Raw genomic sequence first — 19,996 nt, 5'->3', positions numbered from 1 at the left:
TATTTTCTTATCTTTGTGCGAATGAAATATTGTATAATATGGAAAATAGATTAAATGTAGGTATCACGCATGGAGATGTAAACGGAATATCTTATGAATTGATCATAAAACTGTTGGCGGAGAACCGGATTTGTGAGTTGTGTGTCCCTATTCTATACGGGTCGCCCAAAGTGGCAGCCTACTACCGGAAGGTATTAAACGTGGAGAATTTTAATTTGAACACGATTCGGGAACCTAGAGAGGCGAACGGGAAAAGATCTAATATTATCAATTGTGTGGATGACAACGTGAAAGTGGATTTAGGTAAGGAGACTCCTGATTCAGATCAAGCCTCGATGATTGCTTTAAAATACGCTCTGGATCAGTTGGAGCGTAACGAGATTGACGTGTTGACGTTGGCTCCTCAAGGACCGGAAAGCTTTTTAAAGGAAGAGGCAAATTCTTTGGCAGAATATTTGTCAAAACGTTATAATACTTCCGAGACCATGTCACTTTTCGTGAGCGAGAAGATGAAAATGGGATTCGTGACGGAATATTCAAAATTACGTGATGTACCCCACCAGATTACACGGAAGAATATCTTGAAAAAATTGATGTTGTTGGATGATACATTGAGAATTGATTTCACGATATCAAAACCTAAAATTGCCGTGTTGGGTTTGAATCCTCAAGTGAATTGCGGACAGAATGGTGATGAAGAGGTAGATGTTATCGTGCCGGCTATCGAGCAGGCTCGGCAAGAGGGAATCATGGCAATAGGCCCATTCTCTGCCGATAGGTTCTTCTCCGAGAAGATGTACGAGAAGTTTGATGCCGTTCTCGCGATGTATTACGATCAAGGAGTGGCAGCGTTTAAGGCAATAGATGAAGAAAGTGCCGCTTGTTATGTAGCCGGACTTCCCGTGATTTGTTCTACCTCCTTGACGGAGCCCGGTTATGATATCGTGGGACAGAATATAGGTGATGAGCAAGGAATGCGTAACGCTCTTTATCTGGCAATGGATGTGTTTGTACACCGGGAACAGAATATCGAGTTACAGAAAAATCCTCTTCCGCATTATGATATCTCATCGAATAGTAACGAGAGTGATTTGAATGTTGAACAGATTGAAGGAGTGAGGGTTGAACTTGATGATTAGAGTATAAAAAAAGCCGCAATTGCGGCTTTTTTCATGCTTCTGCGACCAGTTCCGCTATATCTCGAACCGGAATCTCGGTTGAAGTTTTGCTTAATGTTTTCTTGCATAGCGGGCATGCCGTTACGATTACGTCCGGATGATAAGCGGCGTAAGCTTTTACCGTGTCCCCGCTGATTTTTGTTTTTTGTTTGGAATCAATAGCCGTGTTTGCCAGACTACCACCACAACAAAGTGATTTTTTGCCGTCGTACACGGTTGTTATCTTGTAACTTACTTGATTCAACACGTTCTCCGGGGCACTCACGATCCGGCTTCCTCGTCCCAATTCGCAAGGATTGTGGAACACGGTTTTCAGATCCATGTTGTTGACCTTTAGTTGTCCGTCCCGAAGTAGCATTTCGATGTATTCCGTGTGATGCATCACTTTTGCCTTCAGGGTATAATCCTCTTTGAAGGTTTTGTAGCATATCGGGCAGGAGGTGACAAGTATATCGGCGTTTGACGCCTCAATCATTTCCTGATTTTTGTCCATAACAACTTGAGCCGCTTGCCAATTTCCAGAAAGAGCTAACGGACGTCCGCAACAGACTCCGGCTTTTTCGTCAATAAACGAGTAATCGACATTAGCTTTCGCGAATATCTGCTGCATGGATTTGATAATTCCGGGAGTGAGGTGACTCATACAACCGGCAAAGTAAGCTACTTTCGCCGGTTGTACTTGCGGTTGTGGCACGTAAGTGTACGTGTCTTTCGTCACACGAATGGTATCCGGGCGTTGGCTTTGCCGAATGGCGTTCAAATTGATACCCACGGGGCATGATTCTTCGCAACGACCGCACATCAAGCAATCTTCGGCTTGTTGAGAGAGTGGTTCGTGATTACGAATACGGCGTAAGAAATAGACCGGTTGCGTGTCATTAATACCACATGAGCTGTTCAATTGACACGTGTTGATACAGATTCCGCAACGGGAGCAGGAGTTGACTTGTATTTCACTGAACCCGTTGTATTCTCTACCTTGTTTTACTCCCCAGTTCTTCAAGAAAATATATACCATTTCCGTGGGAATGTGCATATAACGCGAAAAGGGTAATAACAAGAAAAATAACCCGAGAAGGGATGAATAAACCCACCATGCCGGATAGGATAGGTGTTCCAACGGGAGGAAACCGCTAAAGAAGTTTCCCGCGTTATACGTGAGAAAACTTCCCCCGCCATTCAAACCGCTCGTGAAACTTTCTGCCAGAAATCGTACCGGGAAAATCAACCAGAGTACGGTCAGTATCAATAAGTCGTACGCTCTCTGTTTGGTTGTTTTCTTCATCCCGAAAAGGCGGGAATAGAATCGCTTGGTAACAGCTAATCCTATGCCGATTAACAAGAATAGCAGGATTAAATCCATCAAGAATGCAAAAGTTTCGCTGTAAGGGAAGGTTTCATTAGCCGGGTGGAAATACCGGAAAAAGATAGCAAAATAGGGGGGATTAAATGCACTGGTATGGTATATCATGGACTCGATTTTCCCGACAACTATCAGCAGAAACCAACCGAAAGCGAAGGTCATGTGCATGTAACCTAACATCGGGTTGGTTTTGAATATATTGTGATGTAATAAACTCTCCCGGAATATTTCCCACCCGGAACGAATCGTTTGCAAGGAGAATAACCCTTTACGGATTTTCTTGCGTTCCTCCTTGGGGAAACTCTTGATCCACTTGTAGTATTTGATACACAAGTAGACCAGTAGCGTTATAAGCCCAATCGTGAAAGGTAGGACAAAATGGTCGTAGTACATAGCTTCAATCTTCTAGTTTATGGTTATTTCTTATGAAATTCAGCATTTCCAGTATCATTTTTCGGGTTTCCACGCCTCTTGGACATACCAGCATACACTTCCCGCACAGCATACATTTTTGCAGTTGCTCTTTGGCGTCTTTCGTTTCACCCCGTTTCATGAGCATCTGCACTTTACGGATGTTGAAGTCCGTGAGATTCCCGGCAGTGCAACCGGCAGTACATCCCCCGCAACCGATGCAGAGTTTGCTGCTCGGGACGGTCTTGGCAATGTATTCTGTCATCGCCTTGTCGTTTCTGTCGTAATTGATACTCCTCGTTTCCGATATGCTATATCCCCAGAAATTTATCATACTTTTTAAATTTTAGATTTTAGATTTTAGATTTAAGATTCCAACCGCACGGGCTGACGCTTTTTGCGTTTTTAATTCTAAATCATAAATTATTTAAGTATTGTGTTATTGAACTTGCGGCAGAGCGGGCATCTGCCAGCGTATCGGTCAGGTTCATCGGGGCACTTCCGCATCCTGCCACGAACACGCCTTCCATGTTGGTGAAGTTATTCCGGTAGTGCGGGTCTTGTGACTGGATAAATCCGTTTGGAGCTAGATTCAAACCTAATTTTTCTGCGGTCTGACGGGTGCCTTCCGAGGATTCCATGCCGACCAACAATATCATCATGTCCAACGCCATCCGTAACGGTTTTCCGACAAGTGTATCTTCTACCTTGATTTGCAGTTGTTTTTGCATATTCTCGGCGGCCTCGGACAATCGCCCGCGGATAAACTTGATGTTGTGTTTCTCTTGGGCATCGCGGTACATTTCCTCGTATCCCGGACCGAACATACGCATGTCCATGTAGAAACAGAGGATTTCTGCTTCAGGTAACAACTCCCGTATTTCGATAGCTTGTTTCACTCCCGTGATACAGCAGAGTTTGGAACAGTGGTAATTGCATACCTTTTCGTCACGGGAACCCACGCAATGGATGATTCCAACCCGTTTCGGGGTGTGTCCGTCAGCCATCGTGATGGCGTGATTGTAGAACATGTTTTCCAATTCCACGGAAGTGATGACGTTCTCGTATATCCCGTATCCATACTCTTCTTTCCGCCGGGCATCGAATATCTTGAATCCGGTAGCGACCAAAAGCGAGTCACCTTCCAAGAGGCTTCCGTCTGACAAGGGAACATTGAATTTCCCGTTTTTATCTTTCTCGATATTGGTCGGTTCCATCCCGAGATGAAGCCGGATATTCGGGTGTTCCAAGTGTCCTTTTAGTATCGTGTTTAAATCTTTAGCGTATTTGCGGTCAGGGAACAATTGATACCAATTATTCAAGTTGCCACCTGTTTCGTTGTTTTTCTCGACCAACTCTACTTCGACACCTTGATTTGCCAATTGGTGTGCTGCCTCGCAGCCTGCCGGACCTCCACCGATGATGATGACTTTTGCCATGTATTCAATTGAAAATTGAAAATTGAAAATTGAAAATTGAAAATGAATGACTTCATGGTTCTTTTTTCAATTTCGCGGTTTAACATTATAAATTTGCAACTCTCAAGTACGTGGGACATTTCGGGGTGCCTATGTTTTCACCTCGCACGTTTTTGTATTTCGCGTCCGGATCGTAAGGGATTCCCATCTTGTCTAACAAGGGTTCCACGGATACTTGGTGCATCTGCAAGCCGATTTCCCACGGATCGTAACCCAATACCAACGCGGCAAGTTCCTCGTAGGTCAGCACGGGAATGCCGTACCCGTCCTGCCCGTAGGTGGTTCCTTCCATTTCACTGATAGTGTATTGCCATTTATCCATAAACATGGCGCATCCCGGACAATTGTTCACGATAAAGTCGGGTTGATACGGTTGCATGGATTCGAATTTCTTTTTCGAGTTCGCTACCGAGTATCCCCGGTTTGCCATAACAAGGTATTGGCGGAAACCGAACCCGCAACAGTGTCTTCTTTCCGGGTAATCAATCACGTCGCCGCCCCACGCGTAGATTAACCCGGAAAGTACGGCGGGAAATTCAGCTCCCCCGATCCCTTTCGTGGGGAACATTTTGGAGTAGTGGCACCCGATGTGGTCGACTCCTCTTAGCGGTCTTCCCGTGTGGACGTCCACCAGTTTATATTTAGACTGTGCGGCAATTTCGTTTCTGAATTTGTAGACGATATCCGAGGTGTGTGCCAGATTTTTCGGTTTCTTGAATTCCCGTTTCGTGGCTTTCCACAAGTATTCGCGGATCTTTTCTTCAATTTCCGGATGGTGTTCCCACGTTTCCAGAATCTCTGTATATATCCCGAAAGAGGTAATGCACGAGGGGGTCATGTTCTCGTATCCCGCCTCTGTCATCAGTGCGAAGTGGCGTGCCACAACGGTCATGATTGTTTCCGCCGGAACAATATCGGAATGATACCCGATCCCGGTACATGTCGTGTGGCGCGGGTCGTCAATGATATCTTTACCCAGTCTGTTCTTCATGATGTCCAAATACGCCCATTCCGAACCCGGGAAGAACGTCTGCCGGATACAACTCCTCGCGTAGAAATAATGATCATCCGCGATCTCTTTCTGATAATCATTCCATATCTGTTGTTTTCCCTCTAAATTCATCTTCCAATTTTAGATTTTAAATTTTAGATTTTAAATTGGGGATTCATTTTCAATTTTGCATTTTCAATTTTCAATTGCATTATTGATGTTCTCCCGTGTTCTCCATGTATGTTTTCAAGAAATAGGCTTCTTCCAAATCAACCTTTTCTTTGTTTGCCTCGCGTTGAGAACATTGGTCTATATTGTTCAGAAAGTCCGTACCGCCGGTAACGTCGAAAATCTTTCTTAACTCTTCCATGCTTTCATTATCTACTTCCCGAAGGGCGCCCGCTCCCGGTTTGCGATAATTCGAGTGCATGCGTTCGTACACGTCGTCCAGATGTTCGTAAATCCATTCCCACACCGGACCCTGTTCCGGATGCATCTCCGGCTTCACGAGGTCGGGTGTCACGCAGTAGCCCCTAGCCAGGATGGATTCCCCGATCACGTGCTTTAAAGCGTATTGCTGGCGTCCTTTTTCAGAGTAAACGAAATAGCCCAGTTCCTGCGAAGCCTTACGCAACGCCATGATAATCAGTCCGGGAGTATTACAACGAGGACAACGTGTTTTGCATGACATACATTCCCCGCAATACCAGATAGTTTCTCCTTTCAGTAATTCCTCAATCTCTTCCTCGTTTCCTCTTTGTACGGTTTCCACGATCACCCGGGGATCGTAATTATAGAATTCCGCTGCCGGACAAATGGCGGTGCATACCCCGCAATTCATACAGCTGTTCATCCCCTCGATGAAGTGAATATCTTCACGTAATTTGTTTAATATCTCAGACATATCTAATTGTTGTGTGAAAATTTATTCTCCATAAATTTCTATGGTTACAAAATTATATTTTAATGAACGAGAACTAAAGGATGAAAATGCGTAAATGTGAATGGTATTTATACCACCGGGAACTACCTTTCCGGTGATATGTTGCAAATTGGCGGGTTGCGGGTTATTTAGAAACAAACTATATTTGAACTTGCAACCTGTCAACCTGTAACTTGCAACTTTTTCTTTTCGTATAGAAAAGGAAAAAGCTATGGCAAAAAATGTTAAAGGTTCCATGACGGAAGCCAATTTATTGAAATCATTTGCCGGGGAGTCACAGGCAAAAAATCGTTACACGTTTTTCTCCGAAGTAGCCAAGAAAGAAGGTTACGAACAGATCGCCGGTATTTTCTACGAGACGGCATTGCAGGAAGAAACTCATGCTAAACGCTTCTTCAGTCGTTTGGAAGGTGGTATGTTAGAGATTACGGCGGCTTATCCCGCGGGTATTATTGCCGACACGGCTTCTAATTTGATTGAAGCTGCCGAGGGAGAATATGACGAATGGCATCACTTGTATCCCGAATTTGCCAAAGTCGCGGAAGAGGAAGGATTCAAGGATATCTCCGTGATGTACAGAATGATCATCGAGGCCGAAAAAAATCACGAGACAAGATACCGTAAATTGTTATCCAATCTGCAAGAAAATTTGGTATTCGAACGTCCGCAAACCGTGAGATGGTATTGTCGCAAATGCGGTTATATCCACGAGGGACCAACAGCCCCGAAAGTATGTCCCGCTTGTTTGCATCCGCAGGCATTCTTTGAATTATTCCAAGAATTATACTAGATTTCGATATCGTTAGAAAGGAGCAGTCCCAAAGATTACTTTTTGGACTGCTCCTTTTTTATAGTTGAAATATATTTTAGAGCGATTCTATAAAAAGAAAAATAATTGCTCTTGAATTTGCGTAATCCGAAAATTTGGTATATTTGCAACGCATTAATCGGATAGTTTTTCGGATTGATTGCAATTTTTGAAACAAATTGGCGTGTGTTCATTTGTGACAAATAATTGAAAGGATCGGTTTCCCCGAGAAAAGACAGTTCTCACAAGTTGTACCTGTTTAAGGATGATAAGTGGGGCATATGGTAAAAACGTAAATTCCTAATGTAAAAAGGTCAATGCACGAAGTGTGTCCAGACGTTTTTCCTATTTTCTTTTTGTAACCAATCACGAGAAATATTCGAAGACGATAAACTTTAAGCATGTCAAGTGTAGAAAGAAAGTTGTACTGGTTTGCGGCGTACACCAAAATCAACCAGGAGATGACAATCAAGAAACGATTAGACGGGATGGGAGTGGAGAACTATTTGGCCATGCGGGACGAAGTACGAGAAACTCCTTCTGGGAAAAAGCATGTGCGAGTGCTACTTATTCCTCATTTGATTTTTATCAAAACCGATAAAGTGACCGCTTATTCCTTAGTGAACGAGCAAGGTATAAATGTTGTATATTTAAAAGATTTGGCAACTCGTCATTTATTGGTTGTTCCCGATAAACAAATGCGGGATTTCATGTTTCTGCTCGATTTCTCGGATAGTACAGTTGAGGTAATCAATAAAGAATTGAAGCGTGGTGACCGAGTACGAGTAATCAAAGGCCCGTTGAGCGGTCTTGAGGGCGAATTAATTCGGATTAAAGGACATAAACGAGTGATCGTGAAACTGGAAGGCGTGGTTTCTATTGCCACGTCATATATCCCCGGTTCTTTCTTAGAAAAAATTAAATAGCGATTGTGGCGATGAATCTTAATGATTTGTACAAAAAATTATCGGATATTCCAATCGAGGAATTCCCTTCGTCTGCATTGTCCGGTTTATTGCACGGGTATTTATCGGTTTATTCAATGGTAAGGGTAAATCCTTGGCTGGAAGAAGTGTATGGTAGCCAGTGGATGATTCACGAGCGAATACGGGAGATCGCGGGGGAATTGGCTGACTTGGTTAAAGATCCTTCCATTATATTGGAGGAACGGGTTGGGCATGTTGCGGATTTGATGGAAACATATTTGACGTATTCCGATATCGATTTTTTGGATATAGCCTTAGATGCGGCTTATGGGATACTATTTTCAGAAGGGAGTGATAAGATTATTTTAACTTGTCGGACGTCGGAGATGTGTCGGATGCTGTGTAGTTGTTATTATTTCATGGGAGAGGAGAGGTGTGCAGAGTGGGCAGATAAAATCATGGACGAGTGGAGACTAATAGGTATACATGAAAAAGATAGAGATATACAAGAAAGATGGGAATGGCATTATGCAATGGAGTTTTATGAAAATATAATTACACGGGAGGGACGATTGAGAGGGTGTGATTGGGATATTTTTGAAGAAGAAATTTTCTTATCTATACAGGAAAACACCTTCAATGAAAATGATCTCACTTTGGAAGTATTTTATTTTGATATTATGTGCTCTAATAAAGTATGCAGGGCAAATATGTTGAATTTGTAGTTGAATGTGTATAAATAAGAGAAATCATGGGGTTTAATGATTTTTATATAGGACAAGAAGCAACGATATCAAAAGCTTTTCCTTTTGAAGAGGTCGTTAAATTTTCAGAATTGAGTTTAGATCGAAATCCGATTCATTTGGATATAGATTATGCAAAAAATGGAATATTCCGAGGATTAATTGTCCACGGATTTTTATCGTCTTCTTTAATAAGTGCTGTTATTGCAACTAAATTACCTGGTCCGGGTTCAATATATTTAAGTCAGGAATTGAAGTTTTTGAAACCTGTATATCATAATGAGGAAGTTACTTCAAAAGTCAGAATTATAGATATAAAGCAAGAAAAATCAATTATTATTCTTTCTACACAATGTTTCGTGAATGATATAATAGTTATTGATGGAAAAGCTGTGGTTAAGTATGTATCATTATAATAATAAAGTATGTACTAAATATATTTCTCATTTGAGACTAAGCACCTAAACGATTAGGAAAGAAATTAAAAATGAATTTTAAAGAATTCATAGAACGTGCAATTGTATTACATCGTTCTAAATAATTATATACATTTATATGAAAACAGCATTCATTACGGGAATAACCGGACAGGACGGATCTTATCTTGCGGAGTTTTTACTTGAAAAAGGGTATGATGTCCATGGGATAATCAGAAGGTCCTCTGTATTTACATCACAAAGATTGAAAGAGGAGGTATGGCATAATCCAAATTTTCACACGTATTTCGGTGATTTAGCGGATTCAAGTAATCTTCATCGGCTTATTTCCCATATAAAACCGGATGAAGTCTATAATTTGGGGGCACAGTCTCATGTAGCTGTGTCTTTTGAAGTTCCTGAGTACACTGGAGAAGTAGATGCTATTGGAACAATAAGATTACTGGATGCGATAAGAGATGTAAATGTAAAGACGAAATTTTATCAGGCATCTACATCTGAACTGTTTGGTGGATTGCCGGAAACAGCCCCTCAAAGTGAAAAAACACCTTTTTATCCCAAATCTCCTTATGGGGCAGCCAAATTGTATGCTTATTGGGTTTGTGTGAATTATCGGGAAGCGCATAAATTATTTGCATCTAATGGTATTTTGTTTAATCATGAATCCCCTAGAAGAGGAGAAACTTTTGTTACAAAGAAAATAACAAAAGCTGTAGCTAAAATCTTTAAAGGAGAACAGGAAAAACTCGTTCTCGGAAACTTGGATGCCAAGAGGGATTGGGGACATGCGAAGGATTATGTACATGCCATGTGGTTGATTCTTCAACAAAATACGCCTGATGATTACGTTATTGCAACAGGAGAAACTCATACAGTTCGGGAGTTTGTTGAGAAGGCCTTTCGTATGATTGATATAGAAATTTGTTGGGAAGGTGAAGGTATTCAAGAGAAGGGAATGAATCGAAAGACAGGTAAGGTGCTTGTTGAAGTGGACCCAAGGTATTTCAGACCTGCCGAGGTTGAATTTTTGTGGGGGGATCCTTCAAAATCTAGAAAAGTTTTAGGATGGCAACCTTTAATATCGTTTGATCAGCTCGTCGAGAGTATGGTTAAATATGATTTGGAGTATGACAATTATGGTGGATATGAATTAATATAAATAACACGATGAGTAAGAAAATAAAAGATTTTGAAATAGTGGAGTCTTCTTTAATCAAAGGAGTTATGTTATTTAAAGTATCGAAAAATATAGACAATAGAGGGTCGCTTTATACTACCTTTTATAAAGATGTGATAGAACAATATATCCCCGGAGATTTGTATTTTAAACACGATAAATTTTCTACTTCCTATCACAATGTATTAAGAGGTATACATGGTGATACAAAATCTTGGAAGTTGGTTACGTGTGTGTATGGTGAGATCGTACAAGTTGTTGTAGACCGAAGAAACGATTCTCCAACCTACAATAAATGGGAGAAATTTGTTATCAATGCAGATAACCAGATTTCGGTTTTACTACCTCCAGGGATCGGAAATGCTTTCTATGTAAATAGTGAGGCGGCTGTGTATCATTATAAATTAGCTTATCCGGGAGAATATTTTGATGCGGAAGAGCAGTTTTCCGTGAAATGGAATGATGCGGAGATTGGAATTGAATGGCCTTCTTTCTCACCGATTCTTTCTGAAAGAGATAAATAAAAAATATTATGGAAACGATAAAACATAAAGATCAGCTATTATCAATCATTTATCGGGATGAAGATTGGGTGGAAGGATTAAATTTCATAACCCCCAGTGAATTGTATATTCAAGTGGGGTCATGGTGGTATAATAAAGGTAAAAAGTTGGCTTCTCATGTGCATAATGATTTTGAGCGTTCTGCTATGCGGACACAGGAAATGACTTACGTAAAGTCTGGTTCGATGAAAGTTTTGCTATATGATGAAGAGCATAATTATCTTCAAAGTTTCGTGTTGAATCAAGGGGATTTGGCTGTTTTTGCTTATGGTGGTCATGGATATGAAATATTAGAAGACAACACGAAGATTATAGAAGCGAAGAATGGTCCGTTCGTGGATGTCACTACAGATAAAACTAAATTTTAGGGAGATGGACAATATATTTTTTGATTTAAATGAGTTGAAATCCTGCGGGAAGAATGTAATTATTGGAAAGACAGTTAGGATTCGGTATCCTGAATTGGTTGAAATCGGCGATGACGTGGTTATTGATGATTTTACTTATATTTCAACTCCGCTAAAGATTCATTCGAATGTACATATTGGTGCCGGTTGTAAAATTATTGGGGGAAAGTCTGCTTATGTAGAAATGAAAGATTTTTCCGGTTTGGCTCAAGGTGTTGTTTTGGTTGCAGGGACGGATGATTATATAGGGGGAATAGGTACGCCAACTTTGCCTGTTCAATTTAAAGGTGACGTTACTGTCGGTAAAATAATATTGAATAAACATTGTATTATAGCATGTAATGCGGTAGTTCTGCCTAATGTTATATTGGCAGAAGGTGCTTGTGTCGGAGCATTGTCGTTAGTTAACAAAAGTCTGGAGGAATACGGGTTGTATGGTGGCGTGCCTGCGAAATTATTACGTCAAAGGAATAAAACACAGATTCTGGAATTAGAACAAGCATATAAAAAATTTAAGGAAGAACAATAATATGGAAACAAGTGTGTTTATCCCTCAGATGGAGCCATGGTTCGGGATGGAAGAAAGAGAAGCCTTAGACTTGTATATGAAAGAAGGCGGATGGATCACGGAATTTAAAAGAACGGCTGAGTTTGAAAAAAGAATTGCTGACTATACGGGTGCAAAGTATTGTTTTGTCGTAAATAATGGAACTGTTAGTTTAACATTAATGGCTTTAGCCGCGGGAATTCAAGCCGGGGATGAAGTGATTGTTCCCAACTACACGATGATTGCTACTCCGAATTCTGTAAAAATGTTTGGTGCAATTCCTATTTTTGTTGATGTAGAACCGGAAACTCTATGTATGGATATTCGATGTGCGGAAAAAGCCATCACATCAAGAACAAAAGCGATTCTTTTTGTAAATGCGAATGGTAGATATCCTCAACAAGGAATAGAGGCGTTTAAATTATTATGTGAAAAGCATAATCTAGTATTCTTGGAAGATGCCGCACAATCTCTGGGTTCTCGTTATCCAGACGGCAGGCATCAAGGAACAGTGGCTTTAGCAGGGAGTTTTTCGTTTTCTGCACCTAAAATAATTTCTACCGGACAAGGAGGTGCGATTATTACGAATAATGATGAGATGGCTTATCGTATTAAAAGATTAAAAGATTTTGGACGAAGCGGAGGGGGAAATGATGTGCATGACTCTATTGGATATAATTTCAAATTTACCGAGTTGCAGGCTGTTATTGGAAATGAGCAAATGAAAAAATTGCCATGGAGAGTAGAAAGGAAAAAAGAAATTTTTAAACAATATAAAACCTTATTGGCGGATGTGGAGCAGGTTTCTTTTTTTGAACAGGACCTAGAATATACAACGCCTTGGTTTATTGATGTTCTTGCAGAGGATAGAGATCGTTTGGTTCAATTTTTGAAGGAGAATAATATCGGCACTAGGACAATGTATCCTCCGGTTAATAAACAATTGGCTTATCAAACTCAAGGAGAATATCCCGTGGCAAATTTGGTAGGAAAGAAAGGGCTTTGGCTTCCTTCTGCAGCTCAATTAGCGGATGAACAGATCGAAAAAGTAGCCAAAACGATAAAATCGTTTTATTCAAGATAATGGGATTTATGAATGAAATAGCTATTGTTATATTGTCTTGTGATAAATATAAAGTTACATGGAAACCCTGTGTTGATTATTTCATGAATGTATGGCAGAATTGTCCATATAAGATTTATTTACTGAATAACAAACAACCGTCCGAAGACCCTCGAGTTTCGGACTTGCTTGTCGGTGAAGATATTTCATGGTCTGATTCTTTGATCCGGGGCTTGGAAAAGTTATCAGAAAAAAGAGTGTTTTTTATATATGATGATTCGTTTTTGACCTATTTGGATGTTACGGCCTTTGAAAATTTATTTAGAATAGCCATCGAACAGGATTTAGTATCACTTACTTTACGGAAAAACCCATTTGATAAAGGGATTTGTTACAACGATAGTATTATTAAATTACATCAAACAACAAGATACAGAAATGCATTGTTCATGAATTTGATAAAACGAGAAGTATTACTCTCGTTATTGCGTCCCGGAGAAAATGCATGGCAGTTTGAGAAAGAAGGTAATGATAGAAATTCCAGATATGATTTTTACTCCATCAATGGGAGAAAAACAATTGTAAAGTACGAACATGGTATCGTGAAAGGAAAATGGCTCCCTAAAACAAAATTGAAGTTGATGAAAGCCGGATATGAAGTTAATGATAAATCTATCGGTGTTTTTACTTGGGGGGAGGTTCTGAAGATGGATATCTATGTGGCTCTTTTTTTTCAGATTAATAAATTTTATCATTTTTCGGGGATATCTAAGATCGTTTCTAAATGTTAAGACAAGCTATTGTTGTTACTTTTTTTTTATTATTAAGCAGTATACTCGGATTTGTGGCACAAATAAGTTATGCCAGTTATTTCGGGGCAGGGATTGATATGGATATTTATTTTTTATTGCTTGCCATACCATCTGTAATTATTGGGATTGCACCGGTAATATTCACTTCTGTTTTTTTGCCTTATTTCTCATCTGTTCGTGGAGCAGATGAATTGATGCTTAATATAAGAGATATAGGTAGATTCGTACTGTTTTTCTCGGTTGTATTTTCTGTTTTAGGTTGTAGCTCGTCTTTGATAAGTATCCAATCAATAATACCGAACTTGCCTATGGAATTAAATTCTTATGCAAAGACTATCTGTTGTTTATTATGGGGAGGGGCTTTTTGTTCGCTTAATTCAAGTTATATGGCGGCCATACTGAATTTTCAAAGAAGGTTTTATCTAGTTGCGTTCACGGCTGTTTTACCGCAATCTTTTATGATTTTGTCGGTTGTTTTATTTCATCAGATTGCGGGAGTAAAAAGTATAGCTATAGGGTATATGTTAGCTTTATTTTTTCAATGGTTATTATTTGCTTCGCAAACTAAATGGATATCTCTTTCGACGTGGGTGATAAATAGGGAGGTAAAGAAATATAAGCCTTTATTGATTAGAGCATTCTTGGTCTTAGTTTCTTTGTTGCCATTTACCATTATAGGTCCTTTGTGTTATTCGTTCGCTGCAGATTTAGCGGCGGGAAGTATTGCATATTTAGGATATTCAGCAAGTTTTGCCGGTTTTTTTTCCATCGCAACTAGTATGGGAATTGCTGTTGTTTCTTTTCCTGATGTATCTTCTGAATTGATTAGTGAAAACATAGAGGCGAAAAGAGATATTCTAAAGAAAATCGAAGGATCTCTCAAAATGGTTTTATATATATCTGTTGTTATTGCTGTGTTTTTGATCGTTTTGAGAGTCCCGTTATTAACACTTCTTTTGCAACGGGGGGAGTTCGGCAAAGAGTCTGTTGAATTCATGTCCAGAGTGTTCCCGTTTTTTATTGTGATGGCAGTTTGTGTTTCTGGCTTAAATTTACTTCGAAATGTCCTTTATGCCAAGAAAGAATATGGGAAAACCGCAATTATTGGGGGGGGGATTGTCGTTTTATTTATTTCTCTGGCATTGTTGTTACGGGAGTACTTTTCTTTAGTTGGATTAGGTATTGCTTATGCGGTTTCATTTGTAATTTTTTTTATAGCAGTCATTTATTTTTTATCCGACATCAAATTTCATTTCTTGGGAAAAAGATTTTATTTTGATTTAATGAAATATATACTCGTGTCTTGTATTTCAATAGGGTTCATATATAGCGTTTTATGTTGTTTTTTTACGGGAACGGGTAGTAAATCACAGTTGTTTGCTTTATTATCGTTTGCCGGGATAGGGTATGTTACTATTGTTTATTTTCTTTCAAGATATATATTCGAATTGGATGAAGGAAAATTAATAGAGAATAGTTGTCGTTCTTTATGGAGGAGAAAATCGAAATAATTATTGCTGCATGATTCCGCCTATTTATTTGATCGTTCTATTGTCGGTATTTGTCTTCTATTGTATTGTAAAAATGTTTAGAAAGGGAGATGATGTACAAGCATTTTTTTTCTTTTTTCTCTATTTATATAGCATTTTTGCGCAAATAGGGTATGTTTATTTTCCTGAATTGTCGATGTTGATGCGAGCTTATTTTGGAATTGAACTTTTTTATAAGTATTGGTTATTTATATTTTTATCTTTTGTTGGTACTTATTTTGTCTATTGTTTTTTACTTCCTAAAAAGTTATCTTCAATATCGTATGTTATTCGGGAAGGATGTCATCGAAATGCAAGTTTTTTAAGTATAAATGTATTATTATTAATTATTTTGTATGTCTATTTTGTACAGAATAGGAGTTTGTTTGGATGGGGAGGTGCTTCTCCAATGGGAAATGTTTGGTTTGTAATAGGCTTTAGAATACATACTATCTGTACATTTATTTTATATGCATTACTTCGAAGTAAGAGCAAAACGAGTTTGGTTTTTAAATTGCTATTTATCGTAGATTTTATATTTTTTCTACAAGTTACATTTGCAGCCGGTGTTAGAAGTGCAATTGTATCTTTCTTTATGTCTATTTTGTTTTTTGAGTTGTTTCCGTTTTTTTATTCTTTAAAGTATCGTAAAAAGAAAATTTTACGGTTTTTGGGATTAAGTGTTTGTCTTGTTATTGCTTTGAGTGCTTTATTAAATATTCGTGCACAAGAAACAGTCAGTATAACTTCTCTTGTTAAATCCGGAGAACAAGAAAATGATCAAAGCTTTTATGAGAAAATATTAATGCAAGATTATTACGCCCCTTCTCACACCTTATTTGTTTCGATGAGATATGAGTATGTTGATTTTTGGGAAACAATGAAGTCTAATTTTGCGAATTCCTTGGTTAAAATGAATTATCCTTATCTAACGGAAAAAATTGTTGCTATAGTGAATGGTACTCAGGAGAGGGGGGTGGGTTGGGCTTACCATTTATTTGTTGAAGGATATAACGCATGGGGAATGTTGGGTTTTATATATAATGCTTTTATTCTGAATCTTGGAATATTATTATGGTCTTTTTTTTATAATTCGAATAATCTATTTTTTAATAGGATCATGCTCAGTTTTGTTGCTTCACTGATCATTGGTGCTACTAGAGGACAGTCATGTGCATTTATCCAATCTTCGTGGATGTTTTTAATTCCTGCCATTTTTTTATTGGTGTTAGCGACTAATTCTAAGTTTTTTTTGAAAGTAAAGAAATATGCAAAATAAGGTAATATATGTTACTTCCGCTTGTCCCTATGGCAAGGGAGAAGTGTGGGGTATAAGAGAAATTATATCGTTAAAGGAAGCTGGAGTGGAAGTGGTAGTTGTACCTCGTAGTTTAAAAGGAAAGCAAATTGTATATCGGGATGCTCACAAGATATTAAATGATATTTTAGCTGTCTCTTTATTGGACCCGAAAGCAATATGCTATTTTTTAGGTAGATGTTTTTCTACTCCTGTATCAGTTTTTAAAACTCTTAAATGGATTGTGGGTTATGCGGATTCATTTACTTGGTTGGTTAAAGCCTTGGTCGTTACCCCAAAATCATATTTTGTTGCAAGGCGATTAAGAGGTAAGGAGATATCCCATATTCATGCATTTTCATCGACCTCGGTGTCTGTTGTTGCTTATATTTTGTCTACAGAGCTTCATGTTCCTTGGAGTATTACTTTTCATAGTTCGTGGAAGATAGATGATAAATACAAGTCGATTTCAACGCAATTGGCATCTGTTAAATTTGTTCGGGCTATTTCTACTGAGGTGCAAAACACTCTTGATTGTTTTACTAGTTATCGTTTTTCAGATAAATTGAAGGTTGTACATATTGGTGTGGATTGTGAAACTTTGGGTAATAAACAGATAGAATGTAACCGGGGGATTTTTAGAATTTGTACGGTTGGAGGGTTAAACTCTTGGAAAGGAATAGATATTTCTTTACAAGCAATAAAGGAGCTAATTGATCGAGGAAAGGATCATTTTCAATGGTTTTTTTATGGAGATGGTCCGTTAAAGGAAAGTTTAATGGAGATGTCAATCAGGTTGAATATAGAGAAGTATGCAGTTTTTGCAGGTAGCATCGATAATGCTTCGATTATTTCGAGTTATCAAAATGGAGATATTGATCTATACGTTCAAAATTCGATTTGTCGGGATGGTGTATACGAAGGGATTCCTGTGTCTATTATGGAGGCTATGGCGAATGGGATTCCTGTTATTGCATCAGATTGTGGTGGTACAAAAGAATTGGTTGATTCCGAAAGTGGAACTTTAATTGAGCAAGGGAACCCGATAATGACGGCTGAAGAAATAATTAGATATATGGGAGATCATGAATATAGAAGAAGGCAGAGGGAAAGAGCACTGGGAAAAGTAAAGAAGGAGTTTAATTCAAGAATTATTGCGAATGAACTGATTCAACTTTTTAAATAAAGAATGGTTTTTCATTTGAACTAAAATTGTATATATGGCACATAAATTAATTTGGAGTTTTTTTAATAGTATTTATAAAATAGGGACTCCGGCTCCACTAAATGAAAAAGATGCAACCTCTTTAATAATGAATGTTTTAAATTCAAATAAGCCGTGTATGATTTCAAGAATAGGCTCTGTAGAGTTTCAAGCATTATGTTATGAAAAATTAAATCCGTTATTGATCTTATTTAAATCACGAACTTGTACTCATATGAGGGATAATGCTGGTTTTTTCCCTGTTACGAATAAAAATCTGAAAAGATTTTATGATGTATATACGTCTGCCATGAAAGAATTGGATATACTAGTTTCATGGCGTTTTGAGGAAATTTTTTTTAGAAATGAATTTAAGAACAAGAAAATTATAAGTAAAGAAACTTTAGATGATTTTTATTGTAAAGAAAATCCTTGGACTCAAGCATTAGTAGGTAAAAATATTCTTGTAATCCATCCTTTTGCACAAACCATAGAGAGGCAATATAGAGATCATCGTGAAAAATTGTTTGATAACCCTCTTGTTTTACCGAAATTTAAATCATTGCAGACAATAAAAGCTGTGCAATCAATTGCACGCAATAAAGTGGAATATGAAGATTGGTTCCAAGCTCTTGAATATATGAAATCCGAAATTGACAAAGTACACTTTGATATTGCAATAATAGGATGTGGTGCATATGCTTTTCCTTTGGCTGCTTACGTTAAATCTTTAGGTAAAAAAGCAATTGGAATGGGTGGAATAACCCAATTTTTATTCGGGATAAAAGGAAAACGTTATGAAGAGATGGAAATGACAAGAAAATACATTAATCCGTATTTTGTTTCTCCCGATCAAGAAGATAGACCCAAGCAATTGCATCTCGTTGAAGGTGGATGTTATTGGTAAGTATGTGTTTAATTGTAATATAGATGATGAAAGCAGGTGTGGTTCTAATAAATATTTCAAATATGTCTTTAATGCAAAGTGATAATAACCATTTGGTAATTATGGCAGGAGGGATCGGAAGTCGTTTTTGGCCAATGAGTACTTCTGAAAAACCTAAACAATTTATAGATGTTTTAGGTATAGGGAAAAGTTTGTTACAGATGACTGTAGAGCGGTTTTTCGGTGTTATTTTAGAAAAGAATATTTGGATTGTAACATCTAATAAATACAAAGAGATTGTTGTTGAACAGCTAAATGGTGTTATTGAGCCCGAGCAGATATTATTAGAACCTTGTATGAGAAATACAGCCCCGTGCATCGCTTATGTTGCTTGGAAGATTAGATGTAAAAACCCCAAGGCAAATATTGTTTTTTCTCCGGCAGATCATATAATTTGGAATAAAGATTTGTTTCAGGATGTAATTTTAAATGGTTTAGAATTTATACAAGATTCAAATTCCATTTTGACTCTTGGAATACCCCCAAACAAGCCAGAAACCGGTTACGGTTATATTAAAGGAGATGAATTTATTGATGGAAAGTTTCGTAACTGTATTAAGAAAGTGAAGAAATTTACAGAAAAGCCTTGTTTGGATGTAGCTAAGGAGTATTTAAAATCAGGTGATTATTATTGGAATTCCGGTATATTTATTTGGAATGTGAATACAATTATTTCTGAATTTAAGCTTTTCTTACCCGATCAAGCTTTACAGTTTGATCGCATCTCGGAATCATTTTATACTGATATGGAACAAGAGGTGATAGATCACGAGTTTCCATTGTGTCAAAATATCTCTATTGATTTTGCGATCATGGAAAAGTCTGAAAATGTATTTGTTTACCCGACAGATATAGGTTGGAGTGATTTAGGTACATGGGGGGCTTTATATCATTATTTGGAGAAAGATATGGATGGGAATGCTTCTGTAGGTAATAATATAAAAGTGGTGGATTGTTCGGGAAGCATGATTCGTATTTCTAGTCGTGAAAAAGTGATTATTCAAGGATTGGATGATTTTATTGTTGTTGAAGAAGATGGACGATTGCTGATTTGTAAGAGGGCATCAGAACAATTGATAAAAGAATGGCAGGGCTAATGGTTTATATTGGAATGAAAAGTTAGTAAAACTCTCTTTTTAATATTGTAGGTACATGTTTTTTTAATTGTAATAA

General features: G+C 38.1%; 21 protein-coding genes. 16 read left to right on the top strand and 5 right to left on the bottom strand.

What is annotated here, in order from left to right; genetic code table 11:
* Window positions 1-38 precede the first annotated feature (38 nt).
* Complete coding sequence (locus ACK8P8_RS10125; RefSeq protein ID WP_369858866.1) at window positions 39-1,139, top strand: PdxA family dehydrogenase; 1,101 nt, start codon at window positions 39-41, stop codon at window positions 1,137-1,139.
* Window positions 1,140-1,170: 31 nt separating this feature from the next.
* Here the strand turns inward: ACK8P8_RS10125 and ACK8P8_RS10120 are convergent, their stop codons facing one another.
* The 5 genes from ACK8P8_RS10120 to ACK8P8_RS10100 all read right to left on the bottom strand — a co-directional run bounded on the left by ACK8P8_RS10120 (window position 1,171) and on the right by ACK8P8_RS10100 (window position 6,325).
* Entirely contained in the window at window positions 1,171-2,934 is a 1,764-nt protein-coding gene (locus tag ACK8P8_RS10120; RefSeq protein WP_303178725.1) for a (Fe-S)-binding protein, read from the bottom strand.
* A 4-nt stretch (window positions 2,935-2,938) separates the two neighbouring features.
* Window positions 2,939-3,286 carry a 4Fe-4S dicluster domain-containing protein gene (locus ACK8P8_RS10115; RefSeq protein WP_303178726.1) on the bottom strand — a complete coding sequence of 116 codons (348 nt, stop codon included), beginning with the start codon at window positions 3,284-3,286 and terminating at the stop codon, window positions 2,939-2,941.
* 82 nt (window positions 3,287-3,368) lie between these two features.
* Window positions 3,369-4,391, bottom strand: a complete 1,023-nt coding sequence (locus ACK8P8_RS10110) for an FAD-dependent oxidoreductase (RefSeq protein ID WP_186976272.1) — start codon at window positions 4,389-4,391, stop codon at window positions 3,369-3,371.
* An 85-nt stretch (window positions 4,392-4,476) separates the two neighbouring features.
* Window positions 4,477-5,553, bottom strand: coding sequence for a CoB--CoM heterodisulfide reductase iron-sulfur subunit B family protein (locus ACK8P8_RS10105; protein ID WP_099293728.1), 1,077 nt, complete (start codon window positions 5,551-5,553; stop codon window positions 4,477-4,479).
* A gap of 79 nt (window positions 5,554-5,632) precedes the next feature.
* Window positions 5,633-6,325 carry a 4Fe-4S dicluster domain-containing protein gene (locus tag ACK8P8_RS10100; protein WP_292266176.1) on the bottom strand — a complete coding sequence of 231 codons (693 nt, stop codon included), beginning with the start codon at window positions 6,323-6,325 and terminating at the stop codon, window positions 5,633-5,635.
* Window positions 6,326-6,575: 250 nt separating this feature from the next.
* Here ACK8P8_RS10100 and rbr point away from each other — a divergent pair, with 250 nt between their 5' ends.
* From rbr to ACK8P8_RS10025, 15 genes are all read left to right on the top strand, one after another.
* A complete protein-coding gene (rbr, locus tag ACK8P8_RS10095; protein ID WP_099293724.1) occupies window positions 6,576-7,154 on the top strand; it encodes a rubrerythrin in 579 nt (192 codons plus the stop codon).
* Window positions 7,155-7,573: 419 nt separating this feature from the next.
* On the top strand, window positions 7,574-8,098 hold the full coding sequence (locus ACK8P8_RS10090) for a UpxY family transcription antiterminator (protein WP_369858865.1): 525 nt from the start codon (window positions 7,574-7,576) through the stop codon (window positions 8,096-8,098).
* Window positions 8,099-8,103: 5 nt separating this feature from the next.
* Window positions 8,104-8,823: a hypothetical protein gene (locus ACK8P8_RS10085; protein ID WP_369858864.1), complete on the top strand. Its 720-nt coding sequence runs from the start codon at window positions 8,104-8,106 to the stop codon at window positions 8,821-8,823.
* Window positions 8,824-8,849: 26 nt separating this feature from the next.
* Entirely contained in the window at window positions 8,850-9,257 is a 408-nt protein-coding gene (locus ACK8P8_RS10080) for a MaoC family dehydratase (RefSeq protein ID WP_369858863.1), read from the top strand.
* A gap of 139 nt (window positions 9,258-9,396) precedes the next feature.
* Window positions 9,397-10,437 (top strand): GDP-mannose 4,6-dehydratase, encoded by a 1,041-nt coding sequence (gmd, locus tag ACK8P8_RS10075; protein ID WP_369858862.1) that lies wholly within the window; start codon window positions 9,397-9,399, stop codon window positions 10,435-10,437.
* Window positions 10,438-10,445: 8 nt separating this feature from the next.
* Entirely contained in the window at window positions 10,446-10,979 is a 534-nt protein-coding gene (locus tag ACK8P8_RS10070) for a dTDP-4-dehydrorhamnose 3,5-epimerase family protein (protein WP_369858861.1), read from the top strand.
* A gap of 8 nt (window positions 10,980-10,987) precedes the next feature.
* Window positions 10,988-11,386 carry a cupin domain-containing protein gene (locus ACK8P8_RS10065; protein WP_369858860.1) on the top strand — a complete coding sequence of 133 codons (399 nt, stop codon included), beginning with the start codon at window positions 10,988-10,990 and terminating at the stop codon, window positions 11,384-11,386.
* A gap of 4 nt (window positions 11,387-11,390) precedes the next feature.
* Window positions 11,391-11,954 (top strand): acyltransferase, encoded by a 564-nt coding sequence (locus tag ACK8P8_RS10060; protein ID WP_369858859.1) that lies wholly within the window; start codon window positions 11,391-11,393, stop codon window positions 11,952-11,954.
* Window position 11,955: 1 nt separating this feature from the next.
* Entirely contained in the window at window positions 11,956-13,056 is a 1,101-nt protein-coding gene (locus ACK8P8_RS10055) for a DegT/DnrJ/EryC1/StrS family aminotransferase (protein ID WP_369858858.1), read from the top strand.
* A gap of 8 nt (window positions 13,057-13,064) precedes the next feature.
* A complete protein-coding gene (locus ACK8P8_RS10050; protein WP_369858857.1) occupies window positions 13,065-13,826 on the top strand; it encodes a hypothetical protein in 762 nt (253 codons plus the stop codon).
* Window positions 13,820-15,358, top strand: a complete 1,539-nt coding sequence (locus ACK8P8_RS10045; protein ID WP_369858856.1) for a lipid II flippase MurJ — start codon at window positions 13,820-13,822, stop codon at window positions 15,356-15,358. The genes ACK8P8_RS10050 and ACK8P8_RS10045 overlap by 7 nt, the downstream gene beginning before the upstream one ends.
* A gap of 73 nt (window positions 15,359-15,431) precedes the next feature.
* Entirely contained in the window at window positions 15,432-16,655 is a 1,224-nt protein-coding gene (locus tag ACK8P8_RS10040) for a hypothetical protein (protein ID WP_369858855.1), read from the top strand.
* The gene (locus ACK8P8_RS10035; RefSeq protein WP_369858854.1) at window positions 16,645-17,859 is read left to right on the top strand and encodes a glycosyltransferase family 4 protein; all 1,215 of its coding nucleotides are present in this window, start codon (window positions 16,645-16,647) and stop codon (window positions 17,857-17,859) included. The genes ACK8P8_RS10040 and ACK8P8_RS10035 overlap by 11 nt, the downstream gene beginning before the upstream one ends.
* 34 nt (window positions 17,860-17,893) lie before the next feature.
* Window positions 17,894-18,784 carry a hypothetical protein gene (locus tag ACK8P8_RS10030; protein ID WP_369858853.1) on the top strand — a complete coding sequence of 297 codons (891 nt, stop codon included), beginning with the start codon at window positions 17,894-17,896 and terminating at the stop codon, window positions 18,782-18,784.
* Window positions 18,785-18,855: 71 nt separating this feature from the next.
* Entirely contained in the window at window positions 18,856-19,920 is a 1,065-nt protein-coding gene (locus tag ACK8P8_RS10025) for a mannose-1-phosphate guanylyltransferase (RefSeq protein ID WP_369859076.1), read from the top strand.
* Window positions 19,921-19,996: the final 76 nt, after the last annotated feature.

Source organism: Butyricimonas muris (assembly GCF_046365375.1).
GTDB lineage: Bacteria > Bacteroidota > Bacteroidia > Bacteroidales > Marinifilaceae > Butyricimonas > Butyricimonas muris.
Note: the sequence above shows the minus strand (reverse complement) of the source record. Positions and strands in the feature narration are given on the sequence as shown.

What these genes read in the sequence shown, in the direction of transcription:
- ACK8P8_RS10125 (WP_369858866.1), top strand. Translation starts at nt 39, where the DNA reads ATGGAAAATAGATTAAATGTAGGTATCACGCATGGAGATGTAAACGGA.
- ACK8P8_RS10120 (WP_303178725.1), bottom strand. Translation starts at nt 2,934, where the DNA reads ATGTACTACGACCATTTTGTCCTACCTTTCACGATTGGGCTTATAACG.
- ACK8P8_RS10115 (WP_303178726.1), bottom strand. Translation starts at nt 3,286, where the DNA reads ATGATAAATTTCTGGGGATATAGCATATCGGAAACGAGGAGTATCAAT.
- ACK8P8_RS10110 (WP_186976272.1), bottom strand. Translation starts at nt 4,391, where the DNA reads ATGGCAAAAGTCATCATCATCGGTGGAGGTCCGGCAGGCTGCGAGGCA.
- ACK8P8_RS10105 (WP_099293728.1), bottom strand. Translation starts at nt 5,553, where the DNA reads ATGAATTTAGAGGGAAAACAACAGATATGGAATGATTATCAGAAAGAG.
- ACK8P8_RS10100 (WP_292266176.1), bottom strand. Translation starts at nt 6,325, where the DNA reads ATGTCTGAGATATTAAACAAATTACGTGAAGATATTCACTTCATCGAG.
- rbr (WP_099293724.1), top strand. Translation starts at nt 6,576, where the DNA reads ATGGCAAAAAATGTTAAAGGTTCCATGACGGAAGCCAATTTATTGAAA.
- ACK8P8_RS10090 (WP_369858865.1), top strand. Translation starts at nt 7,574, where the DNA reads ATGTCAAGTGTAGAAAGAAAGTTGTACTGGTTTGCGGCGTACACCAAA.
- ACK8P8_RS10080 (WP_369858863.1), top strand. Translation starts at nt 8,850, where the DNA reads ATGGGGTTTAATGATTTTTATATAGGACAAGAAGCAACGATATCAAAA.
- gmd (WP_369858862.1), top strand. Translation starts at nt 9,397, where the DNA reads ATGAAAACAGCATTCATTACGGGAATAACCGGACAGGACGGATCTTAT.
- ACK8P8_RS10070 (WP_369858861.1), top strand. Translation starts at nt 10,446, where the DNA reads ATGAGTAAGAAAATAAAAGATTTTGAAATAGTGGAGTCTTCTTTAATC.
- ACK8P8_RS10065 (WP_369858860.1), top strand. Translation starts at nt 10,988, where the DNA reads ATGGAAACGATAAAACATAAAGATCAGCTATTATCAATCATTTATCGG.
- ACK8P8_RS10060 (WP_369858859.1), top strand. Translation starts at nt 11,391, where the DNA reads ATGGACAATATATTTTTTGATTTAAATGAGTTGAAATCCTGCGGGAAG.
- ACK8P8_RS10055 (WP_369858858.1), top strand. Translation starts at nt 11,956, where the DNA reads ATGGAAACAAGTGTGTTTATCCCTCAGATGGAGCCATGGTTCGGGATG.
- ACK8P8_RS10050 (WP_369858857.1), top strand. Translation starts at nt 13,065, where the DNA reads ATGAATGAAATAGCTATTGTTATATTGTCTTGTGATAAATATAAAGTT.
- ACK8P8_RS10045 (WP_369858856.1), top strand. Translation starts at nt 13,820, where the DNA reads ATGTTAAGACAAGCTATTGTTGTTACTTTTTTTTTATTATTAAGCAGT.
- ACK8P8_RS10040 (WP_369858855.1), top strand. Translation starts at nt 15,432, where the DNA reads ATGTTTAGAAAGGGAGATGATGTACAAGCATTTTTTTTCTTTTTTCTC.
- ACK8P8_RS10035 (WP_369858854.1), top strand. Translation starts at nt 16,645, where the DNA reads ATGCAAAATAAGGTAATATATGTTACTTCCGCTTGTCCCTATGGCAAG.
- ACK8P8_RS10030 (WP_369858853.1), top strand. Translation starts at nt 17,894, where the DNA reads ATGGCACATAAATTAATTTGGAGTTTTTTTAATAGTATTTATAAAATA.
- ACK8P8_RS10025 (WP_369859076.1), top strand. Translation starts at nt 18,856, where the DNA reads ATGCAAAGTGATAATAACCATTTGGTAATTATGGCAGGAGGGATCGGA.